Annotated in this window: 7 protein-coding genes; 6 read left to right on the top strand and 1 reads right to left on the bottom strand. The window is 64.5% G+C overall.

The window, feature by feature from the left end; translation table 11 throughout:
• The first annotated feature begins 174 nt into the window (after window positions 1-174).
• The 4 genes from pgaA to pgaD are packed head-to-tail and all read left to right on the top strand — an operon-like array spanning window position 175 to window position 6,474.
• Window positions 175-2,652 (top strand): poly-beta-1,6 N-acetyl-D-glucosamine export porin PgaA, encoded by a 2,478-nt coding sequence (pgaA, locus tag ACW9H9_RS27740; protein ID WP_457346553.1) that lies wholly within the window; start codon window positions 175-177, stop codon window positions 2,650-2,652.
• A 13-nt stretch (window positions 2,653-2,665) separates the two neighbouring features.
• Window positions 2,666-4,663 carry a poly-beta-1,6-N-acetyl-D-glucosamine N-deacetylase PgaB gene (gene pgaB / locus ACW9H9_RS27745; protein WP_457346551.1) on the top strand — a complete coding sequence of 666 codons (1,998 nt, stop codon included), beginning with the start codon at window positions 2,666-2,668 and terminating at the stop codon, window positions 4,661-4,663.
• A gap of 3 nt (window positions 4,664-4,666) precedes the next feature.
• Window positions 4,667-6,013 carry a poly-beta-1,6-N-acetyl-D-glucosamine synthase gene (pgaC, locus tag ACW9H9_RS27750; protein ID WP_457346549.1) on the top strand — a complete coding sequence of 449 codons (1,347 nt, stop codon included), beginning with the start codon at window positions 4,667-4,669 and terminating at the stop codon, window positions 6,011-6,013.
• Complete coding sequence (pgaD, locus tag ACW9H9_RS27755; protein ID WP_457346547.1) at window positions 6,010-6,474, top strand: poly-beta-1,6-N-acetyl-D-glucosamine biosynthesis protein PgaD; 465 nt, start codon at window positions 6,010-6,012, stop codon at window positions 6,472-6,474. Before pgaC ends, pgaD begins: the two co-directional genes overlap by 4 nt.
• A 174-nt stretch (window positions 6,475-6,648) precedes the next feature.
• Here pgaD and ACW9H9_RS27760 read toward each other — a convergent pair whose 3' ends face one another.
• Window positions 6,649-7,128 (bottom strand): hypothetical protein, encoded by a 480-nt coding sequence (locus ACW9H9_RS27760; RefSeq protein ID WP_457346546.1) that lies wholly within the window; start codon window positions 7,126-7,128, stop codon window positions 6,649-6,651.
• A 207-nt stretch (window positions 7,129-7,335) separates the two neighbouring features.
• Here ACW9H9_RS27760 and ACW9H9_RS27765 point away from each other — a divergent pair, with 207 nt between their 5' ends.
• Window positions 7,336-8,049 (top strand): alpha/beta fold hydrolase, encoded by a 714-nt coding sequence (locus ACW9H9_RS27765; RefSeq protein WP_457346545.1) that lies wholly within the window; start codon window positions 7,336-7,338, stop codon window positions 8,047-8,049.
• 432 nt (window positions 8,050-8,481) lie between these two features.
• On the top strand, window positions 8,482-9,003 hold the full coding sequence (locus ACW9H9_RS27770; protein ID WP_457346544.1) for an Hcp family type VI secretion system effector: 522 nt from the start codon (window positions 8,482-8,484) through the stop codon (window positions 9,001-9,003).
• Window positions 9,004-9,131 lie beyond the last annotated feature (128 nt).

Below are 9,131 nucleotides of genomic sequence, written 5' to 3' on the forward strand. Positions count from 1 at the left end.
TACGTACGGTGGTGTGAGAGGACGGCGGATGTGAATCCGCCTCCTACTCTATGCCCCGCTCAAGGATATTGCGGGCCAGGAAAGCTTGGCCGGGTCATCGGACACCAGCCGCCTGATGTGTGTAGTGCAGGTGAATTTATCGCGACAGCTTTCCCAGGTAAGGAAGCTGACGGCATGCCGCGTACTGTTCACCCCTTCATTCCCGGCCGATTGCGCCTGTTCATCCGTGTGGCCCTGTGCGGCCAATTGTTATGGCCCGCGCTGGCGTCGGCCACCGCCGCTTATGACGACCTGATCCGCCAGGCCCGCTCCGGCCACTATGGCCCGGCGCTGGACCTGTTGCGCCAATTGCCCGCCGCGCAGCAGAGCGCTGGGCAGGTCAGTGACCACTTGTTGATTGCCAGTTGGGCCCGGCAGGACGCCGAAGTGTTGGCGGTTTACCAGGCGCAGGGCCGTCACCGCCACCTCAGCGCCCAGGCCCTTGCGACCGTGGCCCGGACCTATCGCAACCAGCAGCGCTGGCCCGAGGCGCTGGCGGTCTACCGGCAGGCGCTGGTGCGTGAACCGAACAATCCCGACCTGCAAATAGGCGTGGCGCTGACCCAGGCCGATGCGGGCCAGGCGAGCCAGGCGGTGCCGTCGCTTCGGGCCTTGGTGGCGGCCCAACCCGAAGACGTCGAACGCCGCATGGCGCTGGGCTATGCATTGACCCGCGCCGGGTTGCCGTTTGACGCGTTGTTTGAATTCGACCAGGCCTGGATCCGCGCCGGCAGCAAACCTGATGTGGTCCGTGAATACCTCATGGCGCTGCAACGCGCACGCCTGCCGGAACCGGCCCTGCGCCTGGCCGATCGCCACCCCGGCGTGCTCGACCCGGTGGCCCGGCGCCGCCTTGAGGGCGACCTGGCCGCCGAGCGCGTGCGCCTGGCTGAGTTCGCCTCGCGCACGGAGGCCGAGCGCTACGTCATCGCCGACCGCGCCCTTAACGATTATCACCGGCTGCTCACCATGTGGGCCCCCGACCCCAGCGCCCACGACGACGTGGTGCGCTGGCGCATCGACCGGCTCGGCGCGCTCAAGGCCCGGGCGCGCACCGCCGAAGTGATCCACGACTACCAGGCCCTGCAGGACGAAGGTGTACAACTGCCCACCTACGCCCTGCGCTGGGTGGCCGCCGCCTACCTCGACCAGCGCCAGCCGGAACGGGCCGCGCCGTTGTATCGCCAGGTCCTGGCGGCGCCGGATGCCGACGCTAGCGATCACGTGCAAGACAGCTCTGCGCTGTTTTACGCCCTGCTGGAGAACGATCAGGTCAGTGCCGCCCGCGAGGTGGCCCACCAGTTGGCCCGCTCGCAAAAGCCTCGCGTGGAACTCAAGGGCCTGCCCGTCGGCAACCCTAACGATGCGTGGATGGACGCCCAACAATTGGCCGCGCAGGCGGGCACCTACAGCGCCGACTTGCCCGCCAGTGAAACAAGCCTGGCCGCCCTGGTGCAGCAGGCGCCCGGCAACGTCGGCCTGCGCCTGGCCCAGGCCGACCTGTACCGCGCCCGCGACTGGCCGCGCCGCGCCGAAAACACCCTGAAGGAAACCGAAGCCCAGGCCCCGCGTGACATCGGCCTGGAAGTTTCCCAAGGCCACACCGCCCTGGACTTGCAGGCGTGGCGCCAGCTCGACGCACTCACCGACGACGTACTCGCCCGTGCCCCGGACAACCGGCAGGTGCAGCGCCTGAGCCGTCTGCGCGATGTGCACGACATGGCCGAATTACGGGTCGAGGCCTACACCGGCAAAAGCCATGGCGGCGGCGACCGGGGCGCGGGCGCGGTGGCCGGTAGCCGCGATTGGGGCATCGAAAGCCTGATCTACAGCCCGCCCCTTGACGACGACTGGCGCGTGTTCGGCGGCGCCGGTTACGCCACCGCCGATTTTCAGGAAGGCACCGGCCAGCACCGTTGGCAACGCGTGGGCGTGGAGCGGCGCACCCGCGACATGACCCTGGAGGCCGAGGTGTCCAACCACACCTATGGCCACGGGGCCAAGCAGGGCGCGCGGGTGGCGGTGGCCCGTGACATCGACGACCACTGGCAGTACGGCGCAAGCCTGGACTACCTGTCGGCCAACACCCCGCTGCGGGCGCTCAATGCCGACATCACGGCCAACGGCGCCAGTGGGTTTATCCGCTGGCGCGCCAATGAAAGCCGCGAATGGAAACTGGCGGTGAGCCCGTCGTATTTCAGCGACGGCAACGACCGGGTCGAAGCCGTGCTCACCGGCCGCGAAGGCCTCTACAGCACGCCAAAGGTGCAAGTGGACCTGGGCCTGGACGTGGCCACCAGCCGCAACAGCAAACAAGACACGCCGTACTTCAACCCACGCGCCGACTTCAGCGTGCTGCCCGTGGTGACCGTCAACCACGTGCTGTACCACCGCTACGAAACCCAGTGGAGCCAGCAGTTCCAGCTGGGCGCGGGCACCTACAGCCAGCGCGATTACGCCACCGGCGGCGTGGGCCTGATCGGCTACGGCCAGCGTTTTCGCTGGAACGACGTGCTGGAAACCGGCGCCAACCTGAGCTGGATCAGCCGACCTTTTGACGGTGAGCGCGAGCGCGATGTGCGCCTGCTCGTCGACCTCACCTACCGCTTCTGAGAAGGGCCCGACCATGCCTGTTTTGTCCCGCTGCCTGCTGGCCCTGTGTCTCTTGCTGAGCAGCGCCTGCGCCCAACAACCTGCACCGTTCACGCCGCCCGCCGAGCGGCCCGAACCTGCCATGCAAGCGGCGTGGCCCAAGAACCATTTCCTGGGCATTGCCTACCACGACATTGAAGACCGCGACCCCGACCAGGCCGTGGTGGCGGTGCGCACCGAACGGTTGATCGAGCAGTTGGCGTGGCTGCGCGAGAACGGTTACCAGCCGGTGTCTGTCGACCAGATCCTGGCCGCCCGCAACGGCGGCCCGGCGCTGCCGGTCAAGGCGATCATGCTCAGCTTCGACGATGGCTACGCAAGCTTCTACACGCGGGTGATGCCGATTTTGCGCGCCTACCACTGGCACGCACTGCTCGCGCCGGTGGGCAGTTGGGTCGACACGCCGCTGGGCCAGCCGGTGGATTTTGCCGGCACGCCGCGCCCGCGTTCGCAGTTTCTGACCTGGCAGCAAGTGCGTGAAGTCGCCCAATCGGGGCTGGTGGAAATCGCCGCCCACACCGATGCCAACCACAAGGGCATCCTGGCCAACCCCCAGGGCAACCTGCAGCCCGCCGCGACCACCCGCCGCTTCGACCCGGCCACCCAGCGCTATGAAAGCGAAGCGCAATTTCAGGCGCGCCAGCGTGCCGACGTCGTGGCCATTTCCGACAAGATTCGCGCCGTCACCGGCAAGGCGCCGCGGGTGTGGGTATGGCCTTACGGCGCCGCCGACGGCACTTCGCTGGCGGTGGTGGGCGAGCAGGGCTACCAGATGGCGCTCACCCTGGAAGACGGCCTGGACAGCCTGGGCAACCTGATGAGCAGCCCGCGTTTTCTGGTGGCGTCCGACCCCGACGGCGAGCACTACGCCAACGCCATCGTCGGCACCCAGGCCGAGATTCCGATGCGGGTGCTGCACGTGGACCTGGACAACGTGTATGACCCGGACCCGGCGCAACAGGCGCGCAACCTCGACCAACTGGTGCAGCGCGTGGTGGACATGGGCGCCAGCACGGTGTTCCTGCAAGCCTTCGCCGACCCCAAGGGCGATGGCCTGGTGCATTCGCTGTATTTCCCCAACCGCCACCTGCCGGTGCGTGCCGACCTGTTCAACCGCGTCAGCTGGCAACTGCGTACCCGCGCTCATGTGAATGTGTTTGCGTGGATGCCGGTGCTCAGCTTTGCACTGGACCCGACGCTGCCCCGGGTCACCCGCTGGGACCCGCACACCGGGCAGGTCGCCCCCGACCCGGATCAGTACCGACGGCTGTCGCCATTCGACCCCAAGGTGCGCCAGCTCATTGGCGAGATCTACGAAGACCTGGCCCGCACCACGGCCATCGACGGCGTGCTGTTTCATGACGATGCGCTGCTGTCGGACTTTGAAGACGCCAGCACCGCCGCCCTGCAAACCTATGCCGCCAACGGCCTGCCGGGCAGCATCGAGGCCTTGCGGGCCGACCCGGCCGTGCTGCAGCGCTGGAGCCGGTTCAAGAGCCGCTACCTGGTCGACTTCACCACCGAGCTGGCCGCCAAAGTCCGCGCCCTGCGCGGCCCACAAGTCCAGACCGCACGCAATATCTTTGCCGAGCCGATGCTCAACCCGGCCAGCGAAGCCTGGTTCGCGCAGAACCTCGACGACTTTTTGGCCAGTTACGACTGGACCGCGCCGATGGCCATGCCGCTGATGGAAGGCGAGTCCCTCAAGGGCTCCAATGCCTGGCTGGAAAAGCTCGTGGCCACCGTCAAGGCGCGCCCCGGCGCACTGCAACGCACGGTGTTCGAGCTGCAAGCCAGGGACTGGCGCACCCCGAACGCGGGCGACCTCTCTGGTGCGCAAATGGCCGAGTGGATGGGCGTGCTCAAGCGCCAGGGCGTGACCAGCTTCGGCTACTACCCGGACAACTTCCTGGAGAACTCACCGCCGCTGAACACCGTGCGCCCGGCCCTTTCCAACCAATGGAACCCTTGACCCATGTTTGACAGAATCCTTGCGCTTATCGTCTTGTCACTGGTGCTGGGGGTGCCGCTGGGGCTGATCTTTCTGCTCACCGGCCAGTTCCTGATGGACTTTGTGTTTTTCTATCCGCTGTTCATGTCGGGCCTGTGGATCGCCGGTGGGGTGTACTTCTGGCTGCACTGGGAGCGGCACTGGCCGTGGGCCGACGACACCCCGGCGCCGGTGATTGCGGGCGAGCCGCTGATCTCGATCCTGATCCCTTGCTACAACGAGGGTGACAACGCCGCCGATACCATTGGCGCGGCGCTGGCCCAGCGTTACCGCCACATCGAAGTGATCGCCATCAACGACGGCTCCAGTGACAACACGGCGGCGGTACTCGACGCGCTGGCCTTGAAGGAGCCACGCCTGCGGGTGCTGCACCTGGCGCAAAACCAGGGCAAGGCGGTGGCCCTGCGCATGGGCGCGGTGGCGGCGCGCAGCGAGTACCTGGTGTGCATCGACGGCGACGCGCTGCTGGCGCCGAACACGGCGGCGTACCTGGTGGCGCCGATGCTCGACAACCCGCGCCTGGGCGCCGTCACCGGCAACCCGCGCATTCGCACGCGCTCCACCCTGATCGGCCGGGTGCAGGTGGGCGAGTTCTCGTCGATCATCGGGCTGATCAAACGCACCCAGCGCGTGCTGGGGCGCATCTTCACCGTGTCCGGCGTGGTGGTGGCGTTCCGGCGGGCGGCCTTGGACCGGGTCGACTACTGGAGCACCGACATGATCACCGAAGACATCGACGTGAGCTGGAAGCTGCAACTGGACCACTGGAGCATCTTCTACGAGCCCCGTGCGCTGTGCTGGATTTTGATGCCCGAAACCCTTCGCGGCCTGTGGAAACAGCGCCTGCGCTGGGCCCAGGGCGGCGCTGAAGTGTTGTTCAAGAACATCCGGGGCATCTGGCAGTGGCGCCACCGCTACCTGTGGCCATTGCTGTTCGAGTACTGCCTGTCCACGGGCTGGGCCTTTACCTTTTTGCTTTCGGTGATCTTCTGGGGCGTGGGCAAGGTGGTGCCGATGCCCCAGGCGATTGCCGTGGATTCGCTGATGCCGCCCGCGTTTACCGGCCTGTTGCTGGCGGTGGTGTGCCTGCTGCAATTCGCGGTGAGCCTTCTGATCGACCGACGCTACGAGCGCGGCCTGGGTAAGACCCTGTTCTGGACCGTGTGGTATCCGCTGGTGTTCTGGCTGGTGAGCCTGTTCACCACGCTGGTCAGTTTTCCCAAGGTGCTGTTCCGCCAACACCAGAAACGCGCGCGCTGGGTCAGCCCGGACCGCGGCATCAAAGCCCCCGAAAAGGACTTGCGTTCATGAACCTGATCCACACTTCACAGCGGCCGCTGATGCGCGCCATCGACGTGTTCCTGACCCTGCTGGCCTGGGCTGGGCTGATGACCCTGCTGGTGCGCGGGCTGGTGCCGATGCTCGACAGCCACGGCGGCCCCCGCGTGGACGCGCCGATCTTCGCGGCCTTGCAGACGTTGCAGGTGTACGCCTGGATTGCACTGGCCAACGCCGCGATTTTGATCGGCTGGGCGCGCTACCAGAAGCGTCGCAGCGACAGCTTTGCCCAGCGCCGCTCGGCCATTGCGCTGTTGAGTGACAAAAGGTTGATCGAGAGTTTCAGGCTTGAGGCCCAGGCGTTCAGGCAATTGCAACAGCCGGGGGTGCTGGTGATTCACAACGACGAGGAGGGCGGCGTGCACAAAGTGGTGCCGCATGGGGCGCCGCGGCCGGGGTTGAAGGTGGTGGGTTATCGGCAGGATGTGGTCTGAGGGGCTGCGGATGCGCCAGCAGTTTTTCACGCGTGCGTTGACTTGTCGGGAGCGTTGCGGGCAAGCCGCTCCCACAGCGCCGGGCTGTGAGCCCGTTCGAGGGGGAGCGGGTTGGCCTGCGAGGGTGCCGCCCGGCAGGTTCATCCAGGCGTCAAATCCTCAGGCCCGGGGCGCCTAGGCCTGAGCCGTTTGCTCCGGCTTCTCGGTGCCCTCTTGCGTCGCCGGTGCGGCAGGTTCTGCCGGCGGCGCCGCCTCTAGTGCTGGTGGTGTCTTGCCGATCACCCACTCTTTGAGTTTTTCTGTCGCTTCGGTGCCAACCGTTGATCCCGCCCCCTGTACCACGCCTTTGATTGCCGAGCCTGCGACACTGTCGGTGCTAGGAGCTGTCGGCTGCTGAGTCGTGCGTGGCGGGATTTTTACCGGTGTTTTTGCCGGTAGCCGTGCCGGGGCACGTGAGGAAAGTTTCGATTTCAGCCTTTTGAATTTCAGCCCCCGTTTTTCGCGAGAGTGTTCTGCCTGATCCGCACCGCTCGAGGAGGGGGCCGGGTCGCTGTACGCCCAGGCGTTGGTGGCGGGGGAGGACGGGGTGGCGACAACGTTCGGTTCCGTCGGGAGTTTTTGAGTGAAGTGATAACCAGGATTTGTAATCTGCATCAGGTATCTCCATCAGTTTGGAAAACAGTCGTGGTAGGGCCTTGGAGCCCGCAAGCCTAGTGGCGCGTCGTTATGGGCCAGTTCCGCCCGCTGATCGGTCTGCTCATTGGAAAACGCTGCACGGGAATATTTACCCAGGCTCAGCTGTTTACTGGGCGAGGCTCTGTGTGCGAGCCCGGTCAACATCTTTTTTGAGGGCTTTTTGGCATGAATCAACGTCCCAAACACACATACGTATTGGTCGCAGGCGCCTGGCATGGCGGGTGGGTGTGGCGGGATGTGATCCCGGCCTTGAGGGCGATGGGGCACACGGTGTCTGCCCCGACCTTGAGCGGGTTGGGCGAGCGTCGCCATAACGCCACCGGCGATATCGGCCTCAGCACGCACATCGAGGACGTGGTTGCCCACATCGAGATGGAGGACCTGCAATCGGTCACGCTGGTGGGTTGGAGTTATGGCGGGATGGTGGTGACGGGTGTGGCCTCGCGGTTGCCGGGCAGGATCAAGTCGCTGATCTACCTGGACGCGTTCGTGCCCGATAACGGCAAAGCGTTGGTGGACTACATGCCGGCGGAAAAACGTGCAGCGCTGCAACCGTTTTTCACCGAAGGCAAACCTATCCCCCCGATGCCCCTGGAGGTGTTCGGCATTACCGATCCGGCAATGGTGGCCTACATCACACCGCGCCTTGCACTACAGCCGTCGCTGACCTTTTTCGAGCCCGTCGAGATTCAGCCGCTGAGCGCGCAGGTGTCGGTGAGCTACGTGTATTGCGAGGGGTATGTGGGCAGTGCGTTCGGCGCTTTCTATGAGCGGTTCAAGTACGACCCGAACGTGCAGACGGCCGTATTGCGCACCCACCATCACTGCATGCTGCAAGACCCGCTCGCCACGGTAGAGGCCTTGGTGACCCTGGCTTGACGCTGGCTGAGAACGCGCCGCCACCCCATGACACGCAGCGGCGGTTCTCGGCAGTGGGTGTCACGCGGCATGACCCCGCCATTGCAGGCGGGTCAGCGCGATTGATGGGCTCGGCGGGCTATGTAGCCGCTGGCCATTATGCGCAACTAGTTGCGCACTTAACTGTGGATAACCCTGTGCATATCGTTAAAGAGCCCATGCCACTAAAGGCTTGTAGCCAAGTGCGCAAGAAGTTGCGCAGTAGTGCGCAACTTTTTGCGCACTTTTTTCATGTTTAACGCTTTAAAAATAACATCTAGAAACATAATAATGACTAACTCTTTGTTCTCTATCGACAATTAATTGCGTGGCACGAAGTTTGATTGGAAGTTGACACCCAGCGCGGCAATTTCGCCCCCTGGGCACTCACATTTCCGAGCAAGGAGCACCGCAATGGCTACGCCAGCGTATATGTCCATCACCGGCACCAAACAAGGTCTGATCACCGCCGGTGCCTTCACCGCTGACTCGGTCGGCAACACCTACCAGGAAGGTCATGAAGACCAGGTCATGGTTCAGGGTTTCAGCCACGAAGTGATCATCCCGCGTGACCCGCAGTCCGGCCAACCTACCGGCCAGCGCGTTCACAAGCCGGTCAAAATCACCAAGGTGTTCGACAAGTCTTCGCCACTGCTGCTGGCGGCACTGACCTCCGGCGAGCGTCTGACCGAGATCACCATCCAGTGGTACCGCACCTCGGCTGCCGGTACTCAAGAGCACTACTTCACCACCAAACTGGAAGACGCAATCATCGTTGATATCAACGATTACATGCACAACTGCCAGGACCCATCCAACTCGCACTTCACCCACTTGGAAGATGTGGAGTTCACCTACCGCAAGATCACTTGGACCCATGAAGTGTCCGGCACCTCCGGCTCCGACGACTGGCGCACCCCCGTGGCTGCGGTCTAAGACCCACTAGCCGTTCAAAACATCGGCCAGCTTGCTGGCTGATGTTATTTCGCCGCATCAAGCAAGGAACACAGGATGTTCGCGCCAGCCAACCAAACCCACTTCAGCCTGACCGTCGAAGGGCTCTC

Source organism: Pseudomonas sp. SDO5215_S409 (assembly GCF_054071325.1).